Annotated in this window: 1 pseudogene; it reads right to left on the bottom strand. The window is 61.0% G+C overall.

Going from position 1 to position 246, the window contains the following annotated elements:
• Positions 1 to 246 (bottom strand): annotated as a pseudogene (locus SM755_RS24050) (kinase anchor protein); the annotation flags it as partial.

Raw genomic sequence — 246 nt, 5'->3', positions numbered from 1 at the left:
GCTCGGCCGAGGCCTCGCTGTACTCGAAGAGTTCTTGCATGTTCTGGATGGTCTCACGTTTGATGTCGGCCGTCTCCGTGCCACTCGGTGGGTTGTCCCACTGCCGGGGATCGAAGTCCTCGAAGGTCCGCTTGATATCGTCCCAGTCGTGGGTGCCGAGCACCGACTTGATGACGGGAATCTCTTTGGGATTGACATCGGAGACGCGGAACTCCTCGTCGCGGTGACGCCACGCGTGGCGGTTCA

It is taken from the genome of Natrialba sp. PRR66 (genome assembly GCF_034808065.1).
Taxonomy (GTDB): domain Archaea; phylum Halobacteriota; class Halobacteria; order Halobacteriales; family Natrialbaceae; genus Natrialba; species Natrialba aegyptia.
This window is presented reverse-complemented; position numbering and strand designations above follow the sequence as displayed.